This window comes from Amycolatopsis sp. MtRt-6, assembly GCF_017308975.1.
Classification (GTDB): domain Bacteria; phylum Actinomycetota; class Actinomycetes; order Mycobacteriales; family Pseudonocardiaceae; genus Amycolatopsis.
The window spans coordinates 134675-159133 of the sequence record NZ_JADWPD010000001.1 but is presented as its reverse complement, the minus strand read 5'-3'; the positions used below and the strand labels follow the sequence as shown (position 1 = coordinate 159133).

Below are 24459 nucleotides of genomic sequence, written 5' to 3'. Positions count from 1 at the left end.
GCCCCCGGCACATATCGCACTCACCCAATGACTTCGGGTAACAGGATAGAGGCGTGTCAACCGGCCGGTGCGCGGTCAGCCCCAGCCGAGCTCGTGCAGCCGGGCGTCGTCGATGCCGAAGTGGTGGCCCAGCTCGTGCACGACGGTGATCAGGACCTCCTCGACGACTTCGTCCTCGTCCTCGCACATGGCCAGGATCGGCTGCCGGTAGATCGAGATCCGGTCCGGCAGCACCCCGCCGTACGACGACGTCCGCTCGGTCAGCGCGATGCCGTGGTAGAGCCCGAGGATGTCCGGTGCCTCGTCGTTGAACTCCTCGACGAGCACGACGACGTTGTCCATTGCGCGCGCGAACTCGGGCGGCACCTCGTCCAGGGCTTCGGAGACCAGCTCTTCGAACCGCTCCCGGCTCATCTCGACGGGCATCAGCCGCCCTGCTTCGTCGTCGGGGCCGGGCTCGTCGTGGCCGGGCCACCGCCGCCGTCCGACGGCGGGCCGCCGTCCTGGGGCTGGCCGCCGTCCGGACCGGCCGGGGCGACCTTGATACTGCCGGTCACCGCCTGCAGGCCGCTCTTGTCGGGCAGTGCCGCCGCCACCTTGCAGTTGACCTTGGTCGAGCCGGCGTCCCAGCTCTCCTGCTCCCGCAGGTCCCAGGTCAGGATCAGCTTCTTCGCGTCGAGGTCGGCGCCGCCGGTGTAGTCGGCCGCCGCCTTGTTGCACTCGGTGTCGAGCCAGGCCTTCTGGTCGTCTTGCGACGGGTAGGTGTCCTTGAACTTCGACTTGAGGTCGAGGGTGGCGACGATCTCGTACGAGTGCGGCTTCGTGCAGTCGATCGGATCGCCGACGCCCTTGCCGAGCAGCGCCAGGCAGGTGCCCGGCTCGAAGACCAGCGACTGGTCCTGGTCCTTCGCCGGCCCGGTCGTCGGCAGCAGCTTGCCGCCGGGGCCCGCCCACTGCAGGCCGCACCGCAGCTGGCGGTCGCCGTCTTCCCACTGCGAAGGCGTCGGGCGGAGCAGGTTCGTCGTGAGCTTGCCGTACGGGTCGAGATTGTGCCCGAGGTACGGCTTCACGTCCGAGGTGCACTTCTGCTGCGCGATCTGCTGCCACTGGTCCAGCGACGGGACGGGCGCGCCCTCCGGGTACTGGGCGCCGATGTCCACGAGCGCGGTCACCTCGAACAGGTGCGGCTGGGTGCAGGCCACCTTGCGCGCGTCGCTCGCGTCCGGGTTGTCCCAGTACAGGCAGCTGCCGGGCGGGGAGTGGAAGGCCTCCTGGGCGGCCGGGGACAGCTTGCCCGCGCCGCCGCCGGACCCGCCGGTGACGCCGTCGCTCCACGAGAACACGACGCTGAGCGCGAGCGCGATGAGCGCGCCCGCGAAGATCCCGCCCATCACGACGCGCGTGCGCAGCGTCTGCGTGGCGGTGGGGTACCGATCGGCGCTGGGAGACATCGCAGTCCATGATGCCCGCGCCGCGCATGACGTGCGCGGTCCGGGTGGTTAGGGTGGTCACGGTTTCGCGGTGGCCGGTGATTACGGAGCGCACATGACGCAGGACAACAATACTGGGGACCAGCCGCCCCCCGAGCCGCCGAAGCGCGGTTCGATGAGGTTCCAGGACTCGAACACCCAGCCTCGTCAGCCTTCGCTGGCCGAGCAGCGGGCCCGTCAGCAGGCGCTCGCCCAGGAGGAGCGCAACGAGGAGCTGGCCCGCCAGGCCGACGCCAAGGCGGCGACCCGGCGCAAGATCCTGATCGGCAGCGGTGTCACGGTCGGGCTCGTCGGCCTGGTCGCGACGTTCTACACGGTCGCGAAGACCGAGAACGTCACCGCGGTCTGCACGGACTCGAACGGCGTCGTCCAGAACGACGACTACTGCGACGACAGCTACGTCACCAGCCACGGCGGCTACCACAGCGGCGGCTTCCTGTTCCTGCCGATCCCGGGCGGCGGCTACAACAGTTACCGCTACAACTACGGCGGCACCGGCGTGATCGGCCAGCGCGTCTCCGGTGGTTCGTACGACGCGCCGTCGGCCCGCGCCAACGTCACGACGAAGACCGGCAAGTCCGTCCAGCGCGGCGGGTTCGGCATCAGCGGCAAGAGCGGCAGCACCGGCGGCAGCGGCAAGAGCGGGGGATCGTAGGTGTATCGGGACCGGCGTGAGCCGCGGCGCGACTGGCAGCGGATCGTCGAAGAGCAGGGACTCGTCTACGGCACGCCGGCCCGCGACAGCAGCGGCCGGATGCGGCCGTACTGGGACGAGTCCGTGCACTACGTCTTCGACATGGACGAGGTCCTTTCCCTGGAGGCCGACGTCGAGCTGCTGCACTCGATGTGCCTGGAGGCCGTCGACAACGTCGTGACGACCGAGGGCTACCAGCGGTTCGGCATCCCCGAGTGGGTCTGGCCGCACATCGCCGAGTCGTGGAAGCGGCAGGACCCGCACGTCTACGGCCGCTTCGACCTGCGCTACGACGGCAAGTCGCCGGCGAAGCTGCTGGAGTACAACGCGGACACGCCGACCACGCTGCTGGAGGCGTCGCTGCTGCAGTGGCACTGGAAGACCGACGTCTTCCCGGACGACGACCAGTGGAACTCGATCCACGAGAAGCTCGTCGAGCGATGGTCGTTCCTGCAGGACAAGCTGCCGTCGAACGAGCTGCACTTCACCTGGTCGGCGGCCGATCCGAGCGGCGAGGACAACGTCACCACGGCGTACCTGCAGGAGACCGCGGCCGAGGCCGGCCTCGACACGGTGGGCCTGGCGATCGAGGAGATCGGCTGGGACCCGGTGCTCAAGAGGTTCGTCGACCTCGAAGAGGCGCAGATGGCGACCGTGCTGAAGCTGTACCCGTGGGAGTGGGTGGTCGACGAGGAGTTCGGCCGCCACGCCGTCGAGTCGCTGCCGCGGACGCTGTGGATCGAGCCGCTGTGGAAGATGATCCTCTCCAACAAGACGCTGCTGGCGATCCTGTGGGAGAACTACCCGGGCCACCCGAACCTGCTGCCCGCGTTCGCCGACGACCCCGGCATCCTCACCGAGTACGTCCGCAAGCCGAAGCTGGGCCGCGAGGGCGCGAACGTCCAGATCGTGGCCACGGGCTACGAGACCCAGACCGACGGCGTGTACGGCGCCGAAGGCTTCGTCTACCAGGCGTTCGACCCATTGCCCGAGTTCGACGGCTACCGGCCGGCACTCGGCGCGTGGATCGTCGGCGACAGCTCCGCCGGGCTGGGCATCCGCGAAACCGGCGGCCTGGTCACCGACGACGGTGCGGCATTCGTCCCACACCGCATCGTCGAGCCGTGATAAAACACCCCATCGCTGACCTCTTGGGAGAAAACTCGTGACCTCGACGCTTGCGCTGTCCGACACGTTCGGCTCCGACCTCGTGCGGGGGATCGGCGCGATCCTGCTGTACGGCGTCGTCGGCCTGCTGCTGATGTTCGCCGGGTTCTACGCGATCGACTGGACCACGCCCGGCAAGCTGTCGAAGCTGGTGACGCAGGGCCTGCCGAACGCCGTGATCGTGACGGCGTCCGGGATGCTCTCGATGGCGTTCATCGTCGTGGTGGCGATCTTCAACTCGGCGAGCGACCTCACGGAAGGCCTGATCACGTCGCTGGTCTACGGCCTGCTCGGGATCGTCGTCCAGGTGATCGCGGTCCGGCTCCTGGAGTGGGCAACGCGCATCGACGTGGCCTCGACCATCGAGAGCGAGAAGTTCGCCCCGGTGAGCATCGTCGTCGCGGCGGCGCACCTCGGCCTGGGTCTCGTGGTGGCGGTCGGCATTTCCTGACGTTCCCCATTAGCGTGGGTGACGTGCGCCTGCTGAGGACACCGGACGACCGGTTCACGGACCTGCCCGACTTCTCCTACGACCCTCGGTACGTCGAGCTGGCGGACCCCCACGGCGGCCGGATCAGAGTGGGGTACGTCGAGGCAGGCCCGGCCGACGGCCCGGTGGTGCTCCTGCTGCACGGCGAGCCGAGCTGGTCGTTCCTGTACCGCAAGATGCTGCCGGTGCTGGCGGCCGCCGGACTGCGCGCGATCGCACCGGACCTCGTGGGCTTCGGCCGATCCGACAAGCCGGGCACCGTGGCCGACCACTCGTATGCCCGGCACGTCGAGTGGATGCGCGGCTTCGCGTTCGACGCGCTGGATCTGCGGAACGTGACGCTGGTCGGCCAGGACTGGGGCGGCTTGATCGGGCTGCGGCTGGTGGCCGCGGAGCCGTCGCGTTTTTCGCGGGTGGTGGCTTCGAACACGGGCCTGCCGACGGGCGACGTCGACATGCCGGCGGTGTGGCATTCGTTCCGGGAAGCGATCCAGAAGGCTCAGGTGCTCGACGTCGGGCGGTCTGTCCAGGCGGGGTGCCGGTCCGCGTTGACTCCCGAGGTCCGGGCGGCATATGACGCGCCGTTCCCGAACGAGATGTACAAGGCGGGGCCCCGGGCGATGCCGGGACTGGTGCCGTACCGCCCGGACGACCCGGCATCGGAGGCGAACCGGGCGGCGTGGCAGACGCTGACGGAGCTGGAGATCCCGTTCCTGGTGGCGTTTTCGGACGGCGACCCGATCACGGGTGGAATGGCCCCGGTGCTGCAGAGCTCGATGAAGGGCGCGCAGGGGCTGGAGCACCCGGTGATCGCCGGGGCAGGGCATTTTCTGCAAGAGGACAAGGGCGAGGAGCTGGCCGACCACGTGGCCAGGTTCGTGCGAGGCTGAGCTGAGCACGCCGTACCGACTCCGACGACTCTCAGAGAGCTCTGAGATCCGGTCGTTAGCGTGAACCGCTACGTATTCGCGCCGGTTTCAGGAGGGATTCTGTGAGAGTGATGTTTCGGATCGGCAGATCGGTGCTCGTCCTCGCCTCGGTGCTCCTGTTGTCCCTGGTCGGTACATCCGCCGTCGCGTCTGCGCAGACGTGGCATCTGGAGCAGTTCGACCGGACCAGCCGGATGTGTGTTCTGCACGGTCCCGACGGGAGTACCCATGGCTCTTACTTCATCTTCGTGGTGAGCGGGGCGTGGACCACCGACCTCAAGTTCGGGATGCGCGACCTGCCTCCCGGCTGGACCGCCGGCGAGTACCACTTCCCGCCGGGCTCCAACTTCCGCAACCCTGACGGCTCGATCAGAGTCAACGGGTTCGTCGACGTGCGAGGACCCGCGTCGGTGCCGATGGCGACGTACCACGCACACATCTGGGTGTCGGACGGGACGGTGACCGAGACCTTGCCGACCGATATCGTTGTTTCCACCGATTCCTGGGTGGACTGCATGAATCGGAGGTGAATCCTCTTTCTGTCGCGGCAGAAAAGATTGTCCTCGCCGGGACGGGCAGGCTCCGGGATGGCCACCCTTTATCGCTGCCGTCTCACGTTTGTGAGGTGGGCCGCTGGGTGGTCATCCCGTCGCCTGAACGAGGCCTATCACTTTGAGCCGGGCCCGCAAGCTTGCGTCGTCCCCTCGCGTTGCGCTGTGGGTTGCGAGCCCGGCTCAAAGTGATTTGACGGCCTCAGGCGACGGGATGACCACTCCGCTCCTTTACTGGAGCGCCGCGTGCGTTGCCGCCAGGGAATCCACCAGGATGTCCAGGCCTTCCTGGGCTTCGTCGGCGGTGAGGGTCATCGGCGGGCCGAGCCGGAGCACGTTGCCGTGCAAGCCGCCCTTGCCGATCAGCAACCCGCGCTTCTTCGTCTCCTCCAGCATCCGGGCTGCCGCCGGGACGTTGGGCTCCGTTGTTCCCGGCTTGATCAGCTCCACGCCGATCATCAGGCCCTTGCCGCGGACCTCCGCCACCAGCGGGCTGTCAAAAGCACGCAAGCCGGACAGCAGCTGCTCGCCTCGGGCCGCGCAGTTCGCCTGCAGGTCGTGGTCCTTGATGTAGTCCAGGACCGCCGTTGCTCCCGCCATCGATACCGGGTTGCCGCCGAACGTCGAGAACGACTGGGCCTGGAAGCAGTCCAGTACGTCCCCTCGCGCCACCACGCCGCCCACCGCCAGGCCGTTGCCGAGGCCCTTGGCGAACGTCATCATGTCCGGGGTCACGCCGTGGGCCTCGATGCCCCAGAAGTGCTCGCCCGTGCGGCCCCAGCCCGTCTGGACCTCGTCCGAGATGAAGAGCACCCCGTACTCGTCCAGCACCTCCTTCATCGCCCGGAACAGGCCGTCCGGGGGGAGGCTGAAGCCGCCCACTCCCTGGATCGGCTCGGCTATCAGGCATGCCACGTCGCCCGCTGTTGCCGTGTTCAGGACGTCCACCAGGTCCGCCACGCAGGCGTTGATGTAGTCCGCGTCCGACATGGCGCGGAACGGGCTTCGATACCGGTAGCCGCCGTGGACGTAGTTGACCTTCACCGGGCTCAACGCTGATGCCGACCAGCCTCGGTTGCCCGTGATCGCCACCGTTCCGAACGAGCGGCCGTGGTAGGAGTTGCGCATCGCCAGTACCTGGTTGCTGCGGCGGTACTGCGTTGCCAGCATCAACGCCGTGTCGTTGGCCTCGCTGCCCGAGTTCGTGAAGAACACCTTGGCGTCGGGGATGCCGGACAACGCCGCGATCCGCTCGGCCAGCTCGACCTGGGACCGGATCAAGTACAACGTCGACGTGTGGAGGATGCCCGTGTCGAGCTGCTTGCGGACCGCGTCGCCGATCTCGGCGACGTCGTAGCCCATCGAGTTGGTCAGCACCCCCGCGAAGAAGTCCAGGTACGTGCGACCCTGGGAATCCGTCATCCTGCGGTCGTGCGCGTGGACGATCTCGATCGGCTCCTCGTACAACAACGACATCCAGGACGGCATGACTGCGCGGTGCCGGGCGAGCAGCTCATCGGTCATCGAACGCCTCCTCGGGGTCTCAAGCGAGTATGAGGAGGCCGTGAACTGCGCTTCAACGATCAGACTGTCGGGATAACCCAGTAGGGACGCACAGTCTGTACGGACTACCCTCTGACCCGTGATTGACCCCAGGACTCTGCGCGAAGACCCGGAAGCCGTGCGCGCGTCGCAGCGCGCCCGTGGTGAAGACGAGGGCGTGGTCGACAAGCTGCTCTCCCTCGACACCCGGCGCCGGTCTTCGATCGCGGCCGCCGACAAGCTGCGCAACGAGCAGAAGCTCCTGGGCAAGCAGATCCCGAAGGCGCCGCCGGAGGAAAAACAGCAGCTGCTGGCCACCGCCAAGGAGCTCGCCGCGCAGGTCAAGGCGGCCGAGGTGGAGCAGAACATCGCCTCCGAGGAGTTCGACACGCTCTTCCGGACCGTGCCGAACCTCGTCCACCCGAGCGCGCCGGTCGGCGGCGAGGACGACTACACCGTCGTCAAGCACGTCGGCGAGCCCACCAAGCTCGGCTTCACCCCGAAGGACCACCTCGAGCTGCTCGAAGCCCTCGGCGGCGTCGACATGGAACGCGGCGCGAAGGTCTCGGGCTCGCGGTTCTACTTCCTCACCGGCGTCGGCGCGCAGCTGCAGCTCGGCCTGCTGAACATGGCGATCGCGCAGGCGCTCGAGAACGGCTTCACGCCGATGATCACGCCGTCGCTGGTGCGCCCGGAGATCATGGCCGGCACCGGCTTCCTCGGGCAGCACTCGAGCGAGATCTACCACCTCGAAGACGACGACCTCTACCTCGTCGGCACGTCGGAGGTACCGCTGGCCGGCTTCCACTCCGACGAGATCCTCGACCTCACCGAAGCGAAGCGCTACGCGGGCTGGTCGTCCTGCTACCGCCGCGAGGCCGGCTCGTACGGCAAGGACACCCGCGGCATCATCCGCGTCCACCAGTTCGACAAGGTGGAGATGTTCGTCTACGCCAAGCCGGAGGACGCCGAGGCCGAGCACGAGCGGCTGCTCGGGTGGGAAGAGCAGATGCTCGCCAAGATCGAGGTGCCCTACCGGGTCATCGACACCGCGACCGGCGACCTCGGCACGTCCGCGCACCGCAAGTTCGACTGCGAGGCGTGGATCCCGACCCAGGAGACCTACCGCGAGCTGACCTCGACGTCGAACTGCACGACGTTCCAGGCCCGCCGCCTGGCGATCCGCTACCGCGACGAGAACGGCAAGCCGCAGATCGCCGCGACGCTCAACGGCACCCTGGCCACCACCCGGTGGATCGTCGCGATCGTCGAGAACCACCAGCAGGAGGACGGCTCGGTCCGCGTGCCGGAGGCGCTGCGCCCGTTCGTCGGCGGCAAGGAAGTCCTCACGCCTCGCTGAATCGGGCGGATCCGCGGTGCTGCTCCGTTCGTCCCAGTAAGGTCCGGGCCGAACGGGAGGACTCGCATGCGCAACAAGTGGCAGGTCGCGGCCGCGCTGGCGGCCGTGACCGTGGTGACCGGCTGCACGGTGACGGTCGGCGGCTCGGCGTCGCCGGTGCCCGGGCAGGGGCCGGTCGTCACGGCCGTCGACGCCTGCACCCTGCTCGACCAGGCCCAGGTCGACGCCCTCGGCTACGAGACGCCGGGCCGCTCGGTCAAGGAGAACAAGGACCGGCTCCAGCCGCCGATGTGCCTGTGGACCTCGAAGCCGGACGTCGAGCCGTCGGCGGTCCTCAACGTCGGCATCGCCTCGGACATGGACTTCAACGAGTACATCTCCGGCGCCGTCAAGAAGGGCGAGCCGCAGCCGATCAGCGGGCTGAACTGGACGCAGTACGCCTCCATCCTGCCCGACGACTGCGCGTTCTACGCCCTGCTCGGCTCCAAGTCCTTCGCCTTCGTCAGCGTCTCGACCAGCAAGCTCGACAAGTCCTGTGACCTGGCGAAGCTGGCGATCCCGCAGGTCGCGGCCCACCTGCCGGGCGGGCAGGACGCCCCGCCGGTCACGCCGTCGACCTCGGCGAAGCCCGAGCCGGGCGGCCCGCTGCTGTCGGCCGACCCGTGCGCGATGCTGAAGCCGGACCAGGTGGCGCAGCTGACGAACATCTCGCCGGACGGGAAGAAGGACAACTCGTCCACGGTGCCGAACGCGTCCTACTGCCTGTGGGACGACACCGACGGCGACGAGGGCCAGAAGGCGTTCGAGGTCTGGCTCGGTCCGAGCACGCCGGTCGGGGAGTGGCCGGGGGTGAAGGACGTCACGCCGACCGAAACCGTCGACGTCGGCGGCAAGAAGTGGGGCCTGTTCCCGAACATGAGCGGCCTGCGGGTGACCTGCGGCGCGACCCTGGCGATCACCGAGACGTCGTCGGTTCGGGTGGTCAGCGGCTTCATCGGCGACGACACGAAGACCTGCGACGTCGTGAAGCAGGGGCTGCCGCTGGTGACCGCGAACCTGCCGGGCTAGCCCTCGGAGACCTGGTCGGCGATGTGGCGCGCGATCTCCAGCGCGCTCGTCGCGGCCGGCGACGGCGCGTTCAGGACGTGCACCTGGTCGCGTGTGGTCTCGATGAGGAAGTCGTCGACGAGCGAGCCGTCGCGGCGCATGGCCTGGGCGCGCACGCCGGAGCCGTGGCGGACGATGTCGTCCTCGGTCACGGCGGGCACGAGCCGCGCGAGGCTCGCGGCGAACCGCTTCTTCGAGAACGAGCGGCGGACCTCGTCGAGCCCGGTCGGGAACGCGTACTTCTTCGCGAGCCGCCAGGCGCCGGGGAAGGCCGCGACCTCGGCGACGTCCTTCGGGGAGAAGTCGCGCCAGCGGTAGCCCTCGCGGCGCAGCGCGAGCACGGCGTTCGGGCCGGCGTGGACGCTGCCGTCGAGCATGCGCGTGAGGTGCACGCCGAGGAACGGCAGCGTCGGGTCCGGCACCGGGTAGATCAGGCCCTTGACCAGGTGCCGCCGGTCCGGCTTCAGCTCGTAGTACTCGCCGCGGAACGGCACGATCTTCGCCGACGGCGTCAGCCCCGCCAGCCGCGCGACGCGGTCGGAGTGCAGACCGGCGCAGTTCACGAGGGCGTCGGCCTGGACGACGTCGTCGCCGGTCGCGACCTCGACCCCGCCGGTGCGGCCGGCCCGGATGGCCAGCGCGGGCGAGTCCAGGCGAAGGTCGACGCCGGCTTCGTCGAGCAGCCGGACGAGCGTGTGGCAGACGGCGGGGAAGTCGATGACCCCGGTGGATTCGACGCGCAAGGCGGCCACGCAGGCGACTTCGGGCTCGTACTCGCGTGCTTCGGCGGGCGAGATCCGCTTGGCCGGGACGCCGTTGGCCTCGGCGCGTTCGGCGAGCGTGTCGAGGGCGGGAATTTCACTCTCCCGGGTGGCGACGACGAGCTTCCCGCACACCTCGACGGGCACGCCGTACTGCCGCGCGAAGTCCACGATGGACCGATTGCCGGCGACGGACATCCGCGCCTTGAAGGAGCCGGGCTTGTAGTAGAGCCCGGCGTGCACGACGTTGGAGTTGTGCCCCGTCTGGTGTGCCGCCCAGCGGGATTCCTTCTCCAGGACGGTGACGTCCAGCCCGCGCCTGGTCAGCTCCCAGGCCACGGCCAGACCGACGATCCCGCCCCCGACGACTACGACGTTGCGCACGGTCGATCAGGCTACGCGAGTCTTCGCAGGTGATGTTCCCTGGCGTTACCTAACGCCTGTCAGGTACGGTACCTAACCGATGTCAGGTAAGCGGTTGACACGGGAAGCGCGCCGCGAGCGAATCCTCGCGGCGGCCGGCGAGGTGTTCGCGTCGGCGGGCTACGACGCGGCCGGGATGCGCGAGGTCGCGGCGGCCGCCGGGATCAGCACACCGGTGCTGTACGACCACTTCCCGGCCAAGGCGCAGCTGTACGCGGCCCTGCTGGAGTCCGAAGTGGACGGACTGCTGGCCGGCTGGGCGGCGCTGCCGGCGTCGGACGATCCGGAAGTGCTGCTCCGCAGCCGTGTGTCGGCGATCTTCGCGTGGATCGAAGCGCACGAGCGCGGCTGGCGGATGATCTTCGCCGAGGCCCCGTCGGACCCGGCGGTCGCGGCCGTGCACCGCCGCGGCCAGGCCCGCGCGACGGCCAACCTGACGTCGCTGTTCCACGGGGTGCCGCTCGGCCTGACGTCCGGCATCCCGCGTCCGCTGGCCGACGAAGTGCTGGCGGAGGCGTGCAAGAGCGCCCTCAACTCGATCGCGACGTGGTGGTGGGCCCACCGCGAAATCCCTCGCGACGAGGTGGTGGCGCTGACGGTCGACCTGCTGTGGCGTGGGCTCGCCACGCTGATCAAGGGGGCACGATGAGCACGGAAACCTACCGCCGGGCCATGGAAACGCGCGACGTCGAGCTGGCGATGACGGCGTTCGCGCCGGACGCGGTGCTGTATTCGCCGCTGACGTCCCGGGTGCGCTTCACCGGCCACGCCGAGCTGCGGCCGTTGATCGAGGTGGCGTTCCGGCACCTGACGGACCTCGGCTTCCACACGGACACCGGCGACGCGCGGACCCGCGTCGTGGTCCACACCGCGCGGATCGGCGGCGAGCCGATCGAGGAGGCGGCGCTGCTGCGGCTGAACGACGACGGCCTGATCGAGGAGGCGACGCTGTTCGTGCGGACGTTGCCGGGGTTGGTGGCGTTGATGGACAGCTTCGGCCCGGACATCGCACGCGAGAACGGCCGGCCGGTGGTGGCGCGGGTGCTGAGCGTGCTGGTGAAGCCGCTGCTGGCGATGGTGCGGTCCGGCGACCGGCGAGCGGTCCCGCTCGTCAGCGGGCGAGCTGGGTGAGGTCCTCCAGTGCCTTCTGCGCACTCGTTCCCAGCCCTGTCCGGTAGGCCTGCTCGAACCCGGCCACCCCGAGCGACTCCACCAGCCGCCTCCGCACCGCGGCGACGTCCGGATCTCCGCTGATCGCCGTCCCGCGCACCGCCGCCGCGGCACCCAGGAGCACCGCCGCGTGCGGTGGCTCGGCCGCGCCTGCCAAGCCCTCCAGGGCGAACGCCACCACGTCGCCCGCGTTCCACTGCCGTCCGATCAGCAACGCCGAGCGGTGCAACGAGACGGCCGAGGACCGGTCGCCCTCCGCCAATGCCAGCCGGCCCAGCGAGATCGACGCCGTCGCGCGGACCGACTCCGCCGCGAACGAGCCGCCCGCGCACTCCGCCAGCGCGCGCTCGCACAGCGATCGGGCCGCCGCCAGATCCCCCGACAGCCGGGCCAGGTTCGCCAACCCGACGTACGCCGCCGCGCGGGATTCGGGCATCCCCGACCGGCCCGCCGTGGCCGCGGCCAGCTCGTAGTCCGCGCGCGCCCGCGCGTGGTCTCCCGCCAGCAGGTGCGTCCACGCGCGGCGGCAGATCAGGTCGGCCTCGTCGTCGGTGGCGCCGATCTCGTGCATCAGGCCCAGCGCCTCGTCCATCACCGGCAACGCGGCCGCGTACTCGCCGCGCCAGGTCAGCAGTTGGGACAGGTGGTCCAGCGCCGTCGACAGGCCCCACCGCTCGCCCAGCGCGCGGAACTGGGCCGCACCCTCGCGAAGCCCTTCCTCCGCGCTCGCCAGGTCGCCCGACATCATCGCCCGCAGGCCCATGCCCATCGGCAGCAGCGCCCAGCCCCACGCGTCGCCGGCCGCCAGGAGGCCGCGGCCGAGCAGCTCGGCGTCGTCGCCGGGGGGACCGGCCACCACCCCGAGCAGCATCACCAGCATCGGGTTCCGGGGCGTCCAGTCCTCCGTCGTCGCGTACCGGCGGACCAGCGGCAGGTACTGCTCCAGCGACTCGTGCGGCGGCCCGGCCAGCGCGCCGAGCACGCACACCAGGAACTCCTCGACGTACTCCTCGCGCACCTCCGGCGAGCACCGCGAGACCACGGCCAGCGACAACCCGGCGCCCTCGAACCGCCGCCCGCGCATCCACCAGTACATCGCCAGCAGCGGCACCAGCCGCAGGGCGAGCGTGACGTCGTGCTCGGTCGACCAGCGCAGGGCCGCCAGGATGTTGTCGTAGTCGGCGTCGAGCCGCGCCAGCCAGTCGAGCTGCTCGGCGGTCCGCAGCATCGGGTCCGCTTCCGCCGCGAACCGCAGGAAGTACTCGGCGTGCGCGCGGTGGACCCGCTCCGCCTCACCCGCCTCGGTGAGCTTCTCGCCGCCGAACGCGCGGATCGTCTCCAGCATCCGGAACCGGCCGCCGACGGCCTCGACCAGGGACTTGTCGGCCAGGTCCGGCAGCAGGTCGACGTCCGCGCCGCACACCTCGGCGGCGGCCGCCGCGGTCGCGCCACCGGAGAACACCGCGAGTCGTCTGGCCAGCGAACGCTCTTCGCCGGTCAGCAGGTCCCAGCTCCACTCGACGACCCCGCGCAGCGAGCGGTGCCGGGCCTCGGCCGTCCGGCTGCCGCGGGCCAGCAGCCGGAACCGGTCGTCGAGCCGGGCCGCGATCTCGCCGAGCCGCAGGGTCCGGACGCGGGCCGCGGCCAGCTCCAGGGCCAGCGGCAGCCCGTCGAGGGCCGCGCAGACGTGCTGGACGTCGCCGATCGTCGACTCGTCGAGCGCGAACGCCGGAAAACTCGCGGCCGCGCGTTCGGCGAACAGCCGGACCGCCGCGAACTCGTGAGCCTGCGCGGCGGAGGTCCCCGGCGGCGGGACGGCCAGCCGCGGCACCGGCGCCAGCTGCTCGCCGGTGATGCCGAGCGGCTCGCGGCTGGTGGCCAGCACCCGCAGCCCCGGGCACGCGGCGAGCAGGCGCGCGGCCAGCCGGGCCGTCACGTCGACGACGTGCTCGCAGTTGTCGAGCACCAGCAGCACCGGGCGGTCGCGTAACGCCGAGACCAGCCGCTCGACCGGGTCCTGCGGGCCGCCGCGGGAGCTTTCGCGCAGGCCGAGCGCGGCCAGCACCGCACTCGCGACGTCGGCGCCGCCGTGCGGGGCGAGCTCGGCGAACGCGACCGGCCCGGGCTGGGCCGCGGCGACCTCGACGGCCAGCCGGGTCTTGCCGGTGCCGCCCGGCCCGGTCAGCGTCACGAGCCGGGCGCGCGTGAGCAGCTCCGCGACCTGCCGCAGCTCGGCGTCCCGGCCGACGAAGCTCGTCAGCTGCGCGGGCAACGCCGGGAGCACCGGCTTCTCGGTTTCGCCGCGAAGCACCGCGAGGTGGGCTTCGGCGAGTTCCGGGCCGGGGTCGGCGCCCAGCTCGCCGGCCAGCGTGCGGCGGGCGTCCTCGAACGCGGCGAGCGCGTCGGCCGGCCGTCCCGCGGCGGCCAGCGCCCGGACCAGCTGCGCGCGCGGCCGTTCGCGCAGCGGCTGCGCGGCGACGGTCTCCCGCAGGCCGGCGAGGACGTCTTCGGCCTGCCCGAGTGCCAGCCGGGCCTCGACGTGGTCGGCCACGGCGGCCGCGCGCAGCTCGTCGAGCCGCGTGACCTGCGCGGCGGCGAACGGCGCGTCCGCCAGGTCGGTGAACGCGGGCCCGCGCCACAACGCCAGCGCGTCGCCCAGCACTTCCGCGGCCCGCGCGTGCTCGCCGTCCTTCAGCAGTGTGCGGCCTTCGCGGGTGAGCCGTCCGAAGCTGTGGACGTCCACTTCGTCCGGTGGGACGGCCAGCCGGTACCCGGCCGCGGTGAATTCGACCGGGGCGAGGTCCTTCAGCGCGGTCCGCAACCGGGACACCTGCGACTGGAGGGCGTTCGCGGCGCCGGCCGGCGGGTACTCGCCGTACATGCCGTCGATCAGCCGTTCGGCGGGCACGAACCGCCCCGCTTCGAGCGCGAGCAGCGCCAGCAACGTCCGCGACCGCGGGCCGCCCACCGCCACCTGCGTGCCGTCGGGGCGCCACGCGGCAACGGCCCCCAGCACCCCGAATCGCATGGGCCCAGCCTAAGACGTCCCCGACCTGGGTGAAGTGTCATTCCACAGGGGAGTTCGGCGTGGTCCTGTGAATCAGCTGAGCGTGCGTCTATACACTTCGCCGGGTCCCCACGCAATGGGAGAGGTATGTCGTCCGACAGCATTGCCCTCGGTCAGCCGACCGTCGGCGAAGAGGAGCTCGCGGCCGTCGCCGAAGTGTTCCGGTCCGGCTGGCTGGCCGGGGCGGGGCCGGCGTGCCGTCGCTTCGAGGAACGGTTCGCCCAGGTCACCGGCACGGCGCACGCGCTGACGACCGCGAACTGCGGCTCGGCGCTCTTCCTCGGCCTCAAGGTCCTCGGCGTCCGGCCGGGCGACGAGGTGATCGTCGGCGACTACACGTTTCCGGCGACCGGCCACGCCGTCGTGCAGGCCGGCGCGAAGCCGGTGTTCGCCGACATCCGCCCGGACGTCTTCAGTGCGGACCCGGCGCACGTCGAAGCCCTGATCACGCCGAAGACGGTCGGCATCCTCGCCGTCGACGTCGCCGGCCAGCCCGGTGACTTCGACGAGTACCGCGCGATCGCCGACAAGCACGGCCTCTGGCTCTTCGAGGACGCCGCCTGCGCCGCGGGCGCGACGTACAAGACGCGCCCGGCCGGCAGCCTCGCCGACCTCGCCGCGTTCTCCTTCCACGGCCGCAAGGGCATCACCGCGGGCGAAGGCGGCGCGCTGGTCTCCGACCGCGAAGACCTCATCGCCCGCGCCCGCAAGCTGCACACCTACGGCATCGAGCCGGCCATCAGCCGCGAAGGCTCGGACACGCTGCCCATCCCGGAGTTCCACGAGCTCGGCTACAACTTCCGGCTGTCGGACGTCCAGGCTGCGATCATGAACGTCCAGCTCGACCGCCTGCCCGACCTCCTCGCCGCCCGCCGCTCGGTCGCGAAGCGCTACCACGAGGCGTTCGCCGACGTCGACGCGCTGACCGTGCCGGTGGAGCTGCCCGACCGCGAGCACCCGTGGCAGGCCTACCTGCTCACGGTCGCGCCCGAGGTCAGCCGCGACACGCTCGCCCTGCGCATCCGCGCCCAGGGCGTCCAGTGCAACTTCGGCACCTACGCGTCGCACCTGCAGCCGATCTACGGGCCTCAGGCCCCGCTGCCCGTCTCGGCCGACGCGTTCGCGCGTCAGCTCGCCGTCCCGATGCACGCCAACCTCACCGACGCCGAGGTCACGCGCGTCGCCGAGGTCGTGCGCGAAGCCGTGCAGTCCCTGTCCTGAAGCCGCCGACCGAGGAGAAATTGGTGTCCGACAAGAAGGTGCTCTTCACCGGGGGCGGTGGCTTCATCGCCGCGCACGTCATCCCGCTCCTCATCGAGGGCGGCTACACGGTCCGGATCTTCGACAACATGACCCGCGGCGACCGCGCCCGCGTCAACGAGTTCGTGGCCACCGGCAAGGTCGAGCTGGTCGAGAAGGACGTCCGGTACGGCGGCGCGGTGCGCGAGGCGATGCGCGGCTGCACGCACGTCATCCACTTCGCCACGGTGTCGATCAACAAGTCGATCGCCGACCCGCACGAGTCGATCGACATCAACATGATCGGCAACCACAACGTCTTCGCGGCGGCCGCGGACGAGGGCGTCGAGCGGCTGGTGTTCGCCTCGACGGCGTCGGTCTACGGCGACCCGAAGCGGCTGCCGATGCACGAGGACGACGAGCTGCGCCCGCTCACGCCGTACTGCATCTCGAAGCGCGCCGGTGAGGACCTGCTCGGCTTCTACGAGCGCCAGAAGGGCCTGTCCTGGAACGCGCTGCGGTTCTTCAACGTGTACGGCCCGGGCCAGAAGATCGAGGCGTACTACACCTCGGTGATCAACCACTTCATCCAGCGCCTGCGCAACGGCCAGCCGCCGATCATCGACGGCCGCGGCGACCAGTCGATGGACTTCGTGCACGTCACCGACCTGGCGCACGCCGTCGTCGCGGCGCTGGAGTCGGAGAAGGCGAACGTGCCGATCAACATCGGCACCGGCATCGACACGTCGATCGCGGCGCTGGCGAAGATCCTCATCGAGGCCGTCGGCGTCGACGTCGAGCCGCTGTTCAACGAGCGTGACGTGCTGGTCTCGCGGCGCGCCGCCGACATCAGCCGGGCGCGGGACGTGCTGGGCTGGGAGCCGCGGATCACCGTCGAAGACGGCATGCGGGATCTGGTCAAGGAAACCGAGTGAGTACCACCGCCGGGCCCGCCCAAGGACGTGCGCTGCGCATCGCGGTGGTGAACAACTTCTTTCCGCCCCGCGTGGGCGGCAGCGCGCACATGGCGGCGTCGCTGGCGGGTCAGTTCGCCGCGGCCGGGCACGAGGTCCTCGCGATCACGGCCGCGTACGCCGACGCCCCGGCCGAGGAGGAGCGCGACGGCTACTGCGTCGTGCGGCTCCCGGCGGTGAAGATGCCGCAGATCGGCCTGTCGATCGACTTCGACATGAGCTTCGCGTCGCTGCGGCCGGGCAACTGGCGGCGGCTGTGGAAGCTGCTGGACGAGTTCAAGCCGGACGCGATTCATCTGCACGGCCAGTTCTTCGACCTGTCCTGGCTGGCCGGGATCTGGGCGCGGCGGCACGGCGTCCCGACGCTGCTGACCATCCACACCCTGCTGATCAGCGACAACAAGCTGTACGGCGGCGTGTTCCGGCTGCTCGACGCGGTGCTGGTGCGGCCGATCCTGGCGTACCTGAAGCCGCGGTACGTCATCCTCGACAAGCTCGGCGTCGACTACTGCGTCGACCGCTACGGCACGAGCGACGCGAACTCGGAGTACTTCCCGATCGCCGTCGACACCGGGCACTTCGCGAAGCCGGTGACGAAGGACGTCCGCGCGGAGCACGGGATCGGCGACGCACCGCTGATCGTGTCGCTGGGCCACGTCATCCCGCTGCGCAACCGGCTGCCGCTGATCGAGGCCCTGCCGTCCATTTTGGACAAGCACCCCGGCGTGCGCGTGGTCGTCGTCGGCCGCGTGTACCACGACGCGTTCCTGAAGCGGGCTGCCGAGCTGGGGGTGTCGGACGCGCTGATCGTCACGGGCGCGGTGCCGAAGGAGGATGTCCCGGCGTACTTCGCGGCAGCGGACATCGTCACGCACGACCTCAACGGCGGCTGCGGCACGGCGTCCCTCGAGGCGATGCTGTCGGGCACGGCGACGATCGCCTCGGTGACCGAGGACAACTACCCGGGCATCGAGCTGCGCAACGGCGAGAACGTGCTGCTGGTGCGGCCGGACGACGCGGAAGCCGTGGCCCGCACGGTGATCGAGCTGCTCGACGACCCGTCGCGGCGTGCGCTGATCGCCCAGCGCGAAAGCGAGCTGGTGCGGTCGAACTTCGGCCTCGACGTCGTCGCGGAAGAGCACCTCAGGACCTTCGAGAAGCTGGTGTCGGAAGCCGATGTTCTTCGATGACGAGCGCAGCCACCGGCTGCGCCCGCAGATCCTGACCGAGCTGGTCTCGCAGTACATGAACGACGCCGAGCGAGCTGCTTTTTACGGCTTGCCCTCGACGTGCCGCGTGCGCGAGCGCGTGAAGATCATCAGCCCCGAGAACCTGAAGATGGGCGACCACTGCTGGGTGGGCGAAGGAGCGGCCCTGGACGCCAGCGGCGGCCTGGAGATCGGCGAGCACACCAGCATCGGCTTGAACACGCTGATCTTCACGCATTCGAGCTGGCTGGCGAACATGACGCTGCAGAACCACTCGGGCAGCGACCTGATCGAGCGCAAGCCGGTGAAGATCGGCAAGGGCTGCTTCATCGGCGGCCTGGTGGTGATCATGGCCGGCGTGACGATCGGCGACTTCGCCACGGTCCAGCCGAACTCGGTGGTGGCGAAGGACGTCCCACCGCGGACGCTGGTGGCGGGTAACCCGGCCCGGGTGTTCCAGCGGTACGACGAGGAGTACATCCAGTCCGAAGTGGACCGGGTGCGGGCGGAGAACGCGCGCCGGCGGGAGATCGCGGAGGAACGCGGCGGAGATGCCTCGGGCTGGGGCGCGCCGTCGGGCGACTTCTCCGAGTAAGTGGATGACGGCGGCACCGGCGCCGAACGCCGGCGCCGCCGTCGTGAAACCGCCCGGTCCTCCCGGCGGCGAAGTCCTCCGCACGGAACCGCACGATCCGCGCGCAGCACACAATCTAGTACTCAGTGACCCAGCGCGAGATATCGGTTACGCAACGTTTCAGCCGTGCCCGACACCCGTGTCGCCCGCCGGCAGCTCCGTGCCCGCCGCGTCGAAGGCCTGGAGGTTCTCCGGGTCCGCCACGCCCGGGTCGAACCAGAACACCACCACGTTCGGGTCCTCGCTCCAGCGAGCCTGGTGCGCCACGCCCGTCGTGCCCCAGATGCGGCCGGTGATCTTCGCCGCCGGGCCGTAGTAGTAACCGAACGACGGGACCTCGTGGCCGTTGACGGTCATGCCGCCGGACACCGCGTGGAAGCCCGGGGCCTTGTCCGAGCCCGACGTCTCGTTCGTCGCCACCAAATTCGTCAGGCCGCCCGCCGCGTCGCGGGCGCCGGCCATGATGCCGAACGTCGTCTCCGGGAGCTGCGGGATCCGCACCGGCACGCCGTAGAACACCACGTCGCCGAAGCCCGACGGGATGACGTCGCCCAGCACCGGGGACGTGGCGACGGCGGACACCGGGGCCGCGACGGCCGTGGCCGGGACGGCGGTCAGCAGCATCGCGGCGGCCGCCGTGGCCGCCGCCAGAATGCGCTTGCTCATGGCTTTCTCCCTCAGTCGGCTCCCCGGCGTGGCCGGGGAGCAAGATCGTCCATTCCCCAGTACGCGCGTAACCTCGAAAAGGTTGAGAAGCAACCTTCCGGGCTTTCGGCCGTCGCTGGGAACGACGAAACGAGGTGACGCATGGCGCGCGGCGACGAGGAATTCGCGGAGTTCGTCCGCGCGTCTTCGGGCCGGCTCACGCACGCCGCGTTCCTGCTCACCGGCGACCGCCACCAGGCCGAGGACGCCGCCCAGACCGCCTTCACGCGCACCTACGCCGCCTGGTCGCGGGTCCGGCACAAGGACGCCTACGGCTACGCCCGCACGGTCCTGATGAACCACGTCATCGACGGCTGGCGACGCCCCATCCGCGAGTACGCCACCGAAACCATGCCCGAGCAGCAGGACCGCCTCGACGTCGACAAGGCCGTCACCCAGCGGGCCTGGCTCACGGCGGTGCTGAAGACGCTGACCGACCGCGAACGCGCCGTCGTCGTGCTGCGCCACTTCTTCGACCTGCCGGAAGCCGACGTGGCCCGTGAGCTCGGCGTTTCACTGGGTACCGTGAAGAGCACGAACTCGCGGGCGCTGGCCAAGCTGCGGGTCGAGGCGGACCCGGAAGACACGCTGATCGGGAGGAGCGGGCGGTGAACGATCTCGAAGACTTCCGCGCCGCGCTCCGGCAGCCGCCGGACGAGCCCTTCGCCGAACCCGACCTGGCCAAGATCATGGCCGGTGGCGCGCGCCTGCGCCGTCGCCGCCGCGTGCTGACCGGCACCGCCGGGGTCGCCGCCGCGGCCGCCGTCGTGCTCGTCGTGGTGTTCGCCGTCCAGCTGCGGCAGCCCGCGCCGGCGCCGGTCGCGCAGCCGCCGTCACCGGTGCTCTCCACGACGTCCCCGGCGCCGGCCACCGAGCAGCCGATCGGCGACGTCGTCGGCACCGGGATCCGGAATCCCGCCGGGGAGGTCGTGATCTACGCGCGGGCCGTCGACGTGCCGGAGGTGCCGGGGGTCAGCTTCGGCCTGGTGGCCGGCTTCCGGTCCGGGACGTCGCTGCGGCCGGTCCTGGCGACGAACGAGTACCGCGGCTCCGACCGCTCGTTCGGCTTCCACGCCACCGACGGCGGCGAGGTGGTCCAAAACCAGGTCATCCCGGTCTTCGGCTACTTCGCGGGCCCGGCGGCGAGGATCACGTCCACGGTCCACGGCCGGACCGTCGAGGCGCAGCTGGCCCGGTGGACCGCGGACCCGAACGTGGTCATCTTCTGGTTCCACCCGGACGTCGTCCCCAACTCCGCCGTCCTGAGCCCGCTGACCGCCTACGACGCCGACGGCAAGCGGCTCACCAAGTAGGCGGTACCCGCCCACCCGAAGCGGGCGTAAGACGTGAATCGTGACCTCACGACGAGCGTTCCTCACCGCATCGGCCGCGCTCGGCGTGGCAACGGCCGTCGGTACCCCGGCCGACGCCGCCGAACTCGGCGACCGCGGGCCTGGCGTTCCGGTCCGGCCCCAGCGTCCCGACGCGGAACTGCGGGCCCTGCTCCGCCAGGTCGACGAACGGCGGATCGAAGCGACCGTGCGACGGCTGGCCGCGTTCGGCACCCGGCACACGCTGTCCGCCCAAGACGACCCCGCCCGCGGCATCGGCGCCGCACGCGACTGGCTCTTCGCGCAGTTCCGGCAGGTCGCGGCGGCTTCCGGCGGACGGCTGAGTGCCGAGCTGCAGTCGTACGTCCAGCCGCCCGCCGACCGGATCCCGGTGCCGACGACGATCACCAACGTCGTCGCGACGCTGCGTGGGTCCACCGACCCCGGCCGCGTGTACGTCGTTTCGGGGCACTACGACTCGCGCCGCAGCGACGTCATGGACTTCACCGGCGACGCGCCGGGGGCGGACGACGACGCTTCGGGTGTCGCGGTCGCCCTGGAGCTGGCCCGGGTGCTCTCGACCCGGCAGCCGGCCGCGACGATCGTCTTCGCGGCCGTCGCGGGCGAAGAGCAGGGCCTGTACGGCTCGCGGTACATGGCGCAGCAGTTCAAGGCGGCGGCCACCGACGTCCAGGCGATGTTCACCGACGACATCGTCGGCTCGAGCCGCGCCGACGACGGGACGCGCGACCCCGTCACGATCCGCCTCTTCGCCGAAGGCGTCCCGACCGCGGAAACCCCGGCCGAGGCGAGCCTGCGGCGCAGCATCGGCGGCGAGAACGACTCCCCGCCGCGGCAGCTGGCGAGGTTCGTGAAGTCGGTGGCGGAGAACGACGCGACCGGCATGACTGTCCGGGTGGTCTACCGCCGCGACCGCTACCTGCGCGGCGGCGACCACATCGGCTTCCTGGAGCAGGGCTACCCGGCGGCGCGGTTCACCGAGCCGAACGAGGACTTCGCCCACCAGCACCAGGACGTCCGCGTCGAAAACGGCGTCCAGTACGGCGATCTGCCGGAGTTCTGCGACTTCCCGTTCATCGCGCGGGTCGCCAGGGTGAACGGCGCCGCGCTGTGGTCGCTCGCGACAGCGCCGGGTACGCCGAAGGGCGTCAAGATCCGCACGGCGGCGCTGACGAACGACTCCGAACTGCTCTGGACGGCCACGCCGGGCGCGTCGAGCTACGAAGTCGTCTGGCGCGAAACGACCGCCCCCGACTGGACGCACGCGATCGACGTCGGCCCGGCGCTGACGGCGAAGATCGACCTGTCCAAGGACAACGTCTTCTTCGGCGTCCGCGCGGTGGGCCCCGGCGGACGCCGGAGCCCGGCCGCGTTCCCGGCGCCGGTGAGCTAGGCCGCGGCCTGCGTCAGGACCTGCTCGACCACGTGGTGCGACGGCAGGATCAGGTCGCGCTCGGTGTCGGCGTCGATCTTGCCCTCGAGGAGGTCGCAGAACCGGTCCAGCTGCGTCGCGAGCGGCTCGCGGGCCGTGACCAGCTCCGGGATCTCGATGACCGTCTGCTGCCGGTAGCCGAGGCCGTCCGGGGTGACCGAGTCGTGCGAGACGTGCCGGTAGATCGTGACGTCGCGGCGCAGCAGGTCGATCTCGATCAGCCGGTCGAGCTCGGACACCACCAGCGAGCGGACCTTCTTCTGGCCCAGCCGGGACGCCGACACCGTGGCCAGGCCGGTCGGGAACGACAGCACCGTCTCGATGGTGTCCTCGGCGCCCTCGACCGACTGCGGGTGGAAGTAGCCCGCGCCGGACGTCACGCGCGCCGGCGTCGCGCCGCCGAAGAACTGGATCGCCAGGTCGACGTCGTGCACCAGCAGGTCCCACGCCACGCCGGTCTTGATGCGCGGCGCGTACGGGCCGTGGCGGCGGGCCATCAGGTGGATCGGCTCCTGCACCAGCGCCCGCGCGGTCATCACCGCCGGGTTGTAGCGCTCCAGCAGCCCGCACATCAGCGGGATGTCGTTCTTCGCCGACAGCGAAACGATTTCCTGCGACTTCTCGAAGCTGTTGCACACCGGCTTTTCGACCAGCATCGGCTTGCCCTGGCCGAGGATCTCCTGCGCCAGGTTGTAGTGCGCCTCGGTGGCCGAGGCCAGCACCACGGCGTCCACATCGGACAGATCGCCGATCTCCGGCGTCCACTGTGTCTCGTACCGCTCGGCGACGGCCTTGCCCGCTTCTTCGCGCGGATCGATCACGCGGACCAGGTCGACGCGCTCGTTGCCGGCGAGCACGCGGGCGTGGAGGGAACCCATGTTCCCGGTACCGACAAGAGCGATCCGATGCGTCATGCGCCCAGTACCTCGCGAACGGTTTCGATGATGGTGTCCAGGTCGGACTCGGTCAGGTGCGGGTGCACCGGCAGCGAAAGCGCCTGCTCGGCGACCGACTTCGCGACCGGGAAGTCCTCGACGCGCGCGCCCGGGATCAGGTCGTGACCCGCGTAGCAGTCGTAGTCGAAGACGATCTTGGGGTAGTAGATGCCGTTGCCGATGCCGCGTTCGGTGAGCGCCGCGGCCAGCTCGTCGCGCGAGAGGAACGCGTGCGGCCCGACCAGCACCGTGTACTGGTGCCATACGTGCTCGCGGCCCGGCAGCACCTGCGGGACGTCGAGGCCCGGCGTGCCGGCGAGGCCCTCCGACAGCCGCTTCGCGTTCGCCTGGCGGGCGGCGGTCAGCTGGTCGAGCTTCGCCAGCTGCGGAATGCCCACGGCCGCGTGCAGGTCGGTCATCCGGTAGTTGTGGCCGGCGACCTCGTACTGGTACCGGGCGCGCATGCCCTGGTTGCGCAGCACGCGCAGCTTGTCGGCCAGCGCGTCGTCGTCCGTCGTGATGACGCCGCCCTCGGCGGTGGTGATGTTCTTCGTCGCGTACAGCGAGAAGCAGCCGATACCGAACGAACCGGCCTGCTTGCCCTCGAACGACGCGCCGACGGCCTGCGCCGAGTCCTCGATCACCTGCAGGCCGCGCTCGGCGGCCAGGGGCGCGAGCTTGCCCATGTCCGCCGTCTGGCCGTAGAGGTGCACCGGCATGAGGACCTTGGTGCGATCGGTGACGGCGGCCGCGACGGCGTCCGGGTCGATCGCGAAGTCGTCGCGCCGGATGTCGGCGAAACGGACGGTCGCGCCGGCCTCGAGGATCGCGTTCAGCGTCGCCACGAAGGTGAACGGCGAGGTGATGACCTCGTCACCCGGCTGCAGGTCCAGCACCTGCAGCGCGGCGACCAGCGCGGTGGTCCCGTTGTTGACCGCGATCGCGTGCTTCGTCCCGGAGACCGCCGCGAAGGCGTCTTCGAAGCGCTTGACCATCGGTCCCTGTGCGATGGCGCCGGAGCGCAGCACCTCGACGACGAGGTCCTCCGCGTCGCGCACGTCGACCACAGTGATGGGGATCATGGGCAGTCTCTCTCGGCAGGCGATTTCGGTGCGTCCGGTACAGTGAGCCGCCGGTTCTGCGCCCGGCCGCCCTGCAGCAACGCGGGCCACACGTTACCGGGCGCGGCCGCGCGCCCAGTACCCAGCCGCCGACGAACGGACGACCAC

24 protein-coding genes are annotated in these 24459 nt (G+C 70.5%); 16 read left to right on the top strand and 8 right to left on the bottom strand.

All coding sequences use genetic code 11. The features are described from left to right. Positions 1-75: 75 nt before the first annotated feature. Positions 76-426, bottom strand: a complete 351-nt coding sequence (locus tag I4Q55_RS00850) for a metallopeptidase family protein (RefSeq protein ID WP_020642760.1) — start codon at positions 424-426, stop codon at positions 76-78. Then, entirely contained in the window at positions 426-1451 is a 1026-nt protein-coding gene (locus I4Q55_RS00845) for a septum formation family protein (RefSeq protein WP_206784068.1), read from the bottom strand. The genes I4Q55_RS00850 and I4Q55_RS00845 overlap by 1 nt, the downstream gene beginning before the upstream one ends. 94 nt (positions 1452-1545) lie before the next feature. Here I4Q55_RS00845 and I4Q55_RS00840 point away from each other — a divergent pair, with 94 nt between their 5' ends. The 5 genes from I4Q55_RS00840 (at position 1546) to I4Q55_RS00820 (ending at position 5300) form a co-directional block, all read left to right on the top strand. Beyond that, positions 1546-2145 carry a hypothetical protein gene (locus tag I4Q55_RS00840; protein WP_242545093.1) on the top strand — a complete coding sequence of 200 codons (600 nt, stop codon included), beginning with the start codon at positions 1546-1548 and terminating at the stop codon, positions 2143-2145. Continuing rightward, positions 2146-3312 carry a glutathionylspermidine synthase family protein gene (locus I4Q55_RS00835; protein ID WP_206784067.1) on the top strand — a complete coding sequence of 389 codons (1167 nt, stop codon included), beginning with the start codon at positions 2146-2148 and terminating at the stop codon, positions 3310-3312. Between the two features lie 37 nt (positions 3313-3349). Continuing rightward, complete coding sequence (locus I4Q55_RS00830) at positions 3350-3802, top strand: DUF350 domain-containing protein (RefSeq protein WP_091305217.1); 453 nt, start codon at positions 3350-3352, stop codon at positions 3800-3802. Between the two features lie 23 nt (positions 3803-3825). Continuing rightward, positions 3826-4731, top strand: a complete 906-nt coding sequence (locus tag I4Q55_RS00825) for a haloalkane dehalogenase (protein WP_206784066.1) — start codon at positions 3826-3828, stop codon at positions 4729-4731. A 110-nt stretch (positions 4732-4841) separates the two neighbouring features. Beyond that, the gene (locus I4Q55_RS00820) at positions 4842-5300 is read left to right on the top strand and encodes a DUF5980 family protein (protein WP_242545156.1); all 459 of its coding nucleotides are present in this window, start codon (positions 4842-4844) and stop codon (positions 5298-5300) included. A gap of 252 nt (positions 5301-5552) precedes the next feature. On the opposite strand, the gene I4Q55_RS00815 is transcribed toward I4Q55_RS00820, so the two are convergent. Next, positions 5553-6845 (bottom strand): aspartate aminotransferase family protein, encoded by a 1293-nt coding sequence (locus tag I4Q55_RS00815; RefSeq protein WP_206784064.1) that lies wholly within the window; start codon positions 6843-6845, stop codon positions 5553-5555. Between the two features lie 118 nt (positions 6846-6963). Between I4Q55_RS00815 and serS the strand changes: the two genes are divergently transcribed. After that, positions 6964-8223, top strand: coding sequence for a serine--tRNA ligase (gene serS / locus I4Q55_RS00810; RefSeq protein WP_206784063.1), 1260 nt, complete (start codon positions 6964-6966; stop codon positions 8221-8223). 66 nt (positions 8224-8289) lie between these two features. Beyond that, a complete protein-coding gene (locus I4Q55_RS00805) occupies positions 8290-9291 on the top strand; it encodes a DUF3558 family protein (protein WP_206784062.1) in 1002 nt (333 codons plus the stop codon). Here I4Q55_RS00805 and lhgO read toward each other — a convergent pair. Next, positions 9288-10475: an L-2-hydroxyglutarate oxidase gene (gene lhgO / locus I4Q55_RS00800; RefSeq protein WP_206784061.1), complete on the bottom strand. Its 1188-nt coding sequence runs from the start codon at positions 10473-10475 to the stop codon at positions 9288-9290. The two genes, I4Q55_RS00805 and lhgO, sit on opposite strands and share 4 nt — an antisense overlap. 79 nt (positions 10476-10554) lie before the next feature. On the opposite strand from lhgO, the gene I4Q55_RS00795 reads away from it, so the two are divergent. Together I4Q55_RS00795 and I4Q55_RS00790 are read left to right on the top strand one after the other, a co-directional pair. Then, positions 10555-11163 (top strand): TetR/AcrR family transcriptional regulator, encoded by a 609-nt coding sequence (locus I4Q55_RS00795; protein ID WP_206784060.1) that lies wholly within the window; start codon positions 10555-10557, stop codon positions 11161-11163. Then, positions 11160-11645 carry a nuclear transport factor 2 family protein gene (locus I4Q55_RS00790; protein WP_206784059.1) on the top strand — a complete coding sequence of 162 codons (486 nt, stop codon included), beginning with the start codon at positions 11160-11162 and terminating at the stop codon, positions 11643-11645. Before I4Q55_RS00795 ends, I4Q55_RS00790 begins: the two co-directional genes overlap by 4 nt. On the opposite strand, the gene I4Q55_RS00785 is transcribed toward I4Q55_RS00790, so the two are convergent. Continuing rightward, positions 11626-14712, bottom strand: coding sequence for a BTAD domain-containing putative transcriptional regulator (locus I4Q55_RS00785; RefSeq protein WP_206784058.1), 3087 nt, complete (start codon positions 14710-14712; stop codon positions 11626-11628). The genes I4Q55_RS00790 and I4Q55_RS00785 overlap by 20 nt on opposite strands. Before the next feature lie 126 nt (positions 14713-14838). Here I4Q55_RS00785 and I4Q55_RS00780 point away from each other — a divergent pair, with 126 nt between their 5' ends. The 4 genes from I4Q55_RS00780 to I4Q55_RS00765 are packed head-to-tail and all read left to right on the top strand — an operon-like array spanning position 14839 to position 18767. Next, positions 14839-15972, top strand: coding sequence for a DegT/DnrJ/EryC1/StrS aminotransferase family protein (locus tag I4Q55_RS00780; RefSeq protein ID WP_206784057.1), 1134 nt, complete (start codon positions 14839-14841; stop codon positions 15970-15972). A 23-nt stretch (positions 15973-15995) separates the two neighbouring features. Further along, positions 15996-16925 carry an NAD-dependent epimerase/dehydratase family protein gene (locus I4Q55_RS00775; protein ID WP_206784056.1) on the top strand — a complete coding sequence of 310 codons (930 nt, stop codon included), beginning with the start codon at positions 15996-15998 and terminating at the stop codon, positions 16923-16925. A gap of 32 nt (positions 16926-16957) precedes the next feature. Next, positions 16958-18154, top strand: a complete 1197-nt coding sequence (locus I4Q55_RS00770) for a glycosyltransferase family 4 protein (protein ID WP_206784514.1) — start codon at positions 16958-16960, stop codon at positions 18152-18154. After that, positions 18141-18767 (top strand): DapH/DapD/GlmU-related protein, encoded by a 627-nt coding sequence (locus I4Q55_RS00765; protein WP_206784055.1) that lies wholly within the window; start codon positions 18141-18143, stop codon positions 18765-18767. The genes I4Q55_RS00770 and I4Q55_RS00765 overlap by 14 nt, the downstream gene beginning before the upstream one ends. Positions 18768-18926: 159 nt before the next feature. Here I4Q55_RS00765 and I4Q55_RS00760 read toward each other — a convergent pair whose 3' ends face one another. After that, positions 18927-19472 (bottom strand): hypothetical protein, encoded by a 546-nt coding sequence (locus I4Q55_RS00760; protein WP_206784054.1) that lies wholly within the window; start codon positions 19470-19472, stop codon positions 18927-18929. A gap of 141 nt (positions 19473-19613) precedes the next feature. Between I4Q55_RS00760 and I4Q55_RS00755 the strand changes: the two genes are divergently transcribed. Genes I4Q55_RS00755 through I4Q55_RS00745 form a run of 3 tightly spaced genes read left to right on the top strand, consistent with a single transcriptional unit; the run spans position 19614 to position 22256 of the window. Next, positions 19614-20123, top strand: a complete 510-nt coding sequence (locus I4Q55_RS00755) for a SigE family RNA polymerase sigma factor (RefSeq protein WP_206784053.1) — start codon at positions 19614-19616, stop codon at positions 20121-20123. Further along, the gene (locus I4Q55_RS00750; RefSeq protein ID WP_206784052.1) at positions 20120-20824 is read left to right on the top strand and encodes a hypothetical protein; all 705 of its coding nucleotides are present in this window, start codon (positions 20120-20122) and stop codon (positions 20822-20824) included. Before I4Q55_RS00755 ends, I4Q55_RS00750 begins: the two co-directional genes overlap by 4 nt. A 40-nt stretch (positions 20825-20864) precedes the next feature. Then, positions 20865-22256 carry a M20/M25/M40 family metallo-hydrolase gene (locus I4Q55_RS00745; protein ID WP_206784051.1) on the top strand — a complete coding sequence of 464 codons (1392 nt, stop codon included), beginning with the start codon at positions 20865-20867 and terminating at the stop codon, positions 22254-22256. On the opposite strand, the gene I4Q55_RS00740 is transcribed toward I4Q55_RS00745, so the two are convergent. Both I4Q55_RS00740 and I4Q55_RS00735 read right to left on the bottom strand, forming a co-directional pair. After that, complete coding sequence (locus I4Q55_RS00740) at positions 22253-23209, bottom strand: Gfo/Idh/MocA family protein (protein ID WP_206784050.1); 957 nt, start codon at positions 23207-23209, stop codon at positions 22253-22255. The two genes, I4Q55_RS00745 and I4Q55_RS00740, sit on opposite strands and share 4 nt — an antisense overlap. Further along, positions 23206-24312, bottom strand: coding sequence for a DegT/DnrJ/EryC1/StrS aminotransferase family protein (locus tag I4Q55_RS00735; protein ID WP_206784049.1), 1107 nt, complete (start codon positions 24310-24312; stop codon positions 23206-23208). Before I4Q55_RS00735 ends, I4Q55_RS00740 begins: the two co-directional genes overlap by 4 nt. Positions 24313-24459: the final 147 nt, after the last annotated feature.

Excerpts from the sequence above, each read along its gene's own strand:
- I4Q55_RS00735 (WP_206784049.1), bottom strand. The coding sequence starts at position 24,312 with ATGATCCCCATCACTGTGGTCGACGTGCGCGACGCGGAGGACCTCGTC.
- I4Q55_RS00740 (WP_206784050.1), bottom strand. The coding sequence starts at position 23,209 with ATGACGCATCGGATCGCTCTTGTCGGTACCGGGAACATGGGTTCCCTC.
- I4Q55_RS00790 (WP_206784059.1), top strand. The coding sequence starts at position 11,160 with ATGAGCACGGAAACCTACCGCCGGGCCATGGAAACGCGCGACGTCGAG.
- I4Q55_RS00765 (WP_206784055.1), top strand. The coding sequence starts at position 18,141 with ATGTTCTTCGATGACGAGCGCAGCCACCGGCTGCGCCCGCAGATCCTG.
- I4Q55_RS00840 (WP_242545093.1), top strand. The coding sequence starts at position 1,546 with ATGACGCAGGACAACAATACTGGGGACCAGCCGCCCCCCGAGCCGCCG.
- I4Q55_RS00795 (WP_206784060.1), top strand. The coding sequence starts at position 10,555 with ATGTCAGGTAAGCGGTTGACACGGGAAGCGCGCCGCGAGCGAATCCTC.
- I4Q55_RS00845 (WP_206784068.1), bottom strand. The coding sequence starts at position 1,451 with ATGTCTCCCAGCGCCGATCGGTACCCCACCGCCACGCAGACGCTGCGC.
- I4Q55_RS00780 (WP_206784057.1), top strand. The coding sequence starts at position 14,839 with ATGTCGTCCGACAGCATTGCCCTCGGTCAGCCGACCGTCGGCGAAGAG.
- I4Q55_RS00815 (WP_206784064.1), bottom strand. The coding sequence starts at position 6,845 with ATGACCGATGAGCTGCTCGCCCGGCACCGCGCAGTCATGCCGTCCTGG.
- I4Q55_RS00760 (WP_206784054.1), bottom strand. The coding sequence starts at position 19,472 with ATGAGCAAGCGCATTCTGGCGGCGGCCACGGCGGCCGCCGCGATGCTG.
- I4Q55_RS00805 (WP_206784062.1), top strand. The coding sequence starts at position 8,290 with ATGCGCAACAAGTGGCAGGTCGCGGCCGCGCTGGCGGCCGTGACCGTG.
- I4Q55_RS00850 (WP_020642760.1), bottom strand. The coding sequence starts at position 426 with ATGCCCGTCGAGATGAGCCGGGAGCGGTTCGAAGAGCTGGTCTCCGAA.
- I4Q55_RS00785 (WP_206784058.1), bottom strand. The coding sequence starts at position 14,712 with ATGCGATTCGGGGTGCTGGGGGCCGTTGCCGCGTGGCGCCCCGACGGC.
- I4Q55_RS00755 (WP_206784053.1), top strand. The coding sequence starts at position 19,614 with ATGGCGCGCGGCGACGAGGAATTCGCGGAGTTCGTCCGCGCGTCTTCG.
- I4Q55_RS00820 (WP_242545156.1), top strand. The coding sequence starts at position 4,842 with ATGTTTCGGATCGGCAGATCGGTGCTCGTCCTCGCCTCGGTGCTCCTG.